We start from the raw sequence: 446 nt of genomic DNA on the forward strand, positions 1-446 counted from the left end.
CGTTTATCGATGCGGAACACGCGCTTGACCCCGTTTACGCCCGCAAGCTGGGAGTCGATATCGATAACCTGCTCTGTTCTCAGCCGGACACCGGCGAGCAGGCGCTGGAAATCTGTGACGCGCTGGCGCGTTCAGGCGCGGTGGACGTCATTGTGGTCGACTCCGTAGCGGCGCTAACGCCGAAAGCGGAAATTGAAGGCGAAATCGGCGACTCTCACATGGGCCTCGCGGCGCGTATGATGAGCCAGGCGATGCGTAAGCTGGCGGGGAACCTGAAACAGTCCAACACGCTGTTGATTTTCATCAACCAGATCCGTATGAAGATTGGCGTGATGTTCGGCAACCCGGAAACCACCACCGGCGGTAACGCGCTGAAATTCTACGCCTCTGTTCGTCTTGATATCCGTCGTATCGGCGCGGTGAAAGAGGGAGATAACGTCGTGGGT

1 pseudogene is annotated in these 446 nt (G+C 58.1%); it reads left to right on the top strand.

The window, feature by feature from the left end:
- Positions 1 to 446 (top strand): annotated as a pseudogene (gene recA, locus F7Q90_RS26075) (recombinase RecA); the annotation flags it as partial.

This window comes from Pantoea stewartii subsp. stewartii, assembly GCF_008801695.1.
Taxonomy (GTDB): domain Bacteria; phylum Pseudomonadota; class Gammaproteobacteria; order Enterobacterales; family Enterobacteriaceae; genus Pantoea; species Pantoea stewartii.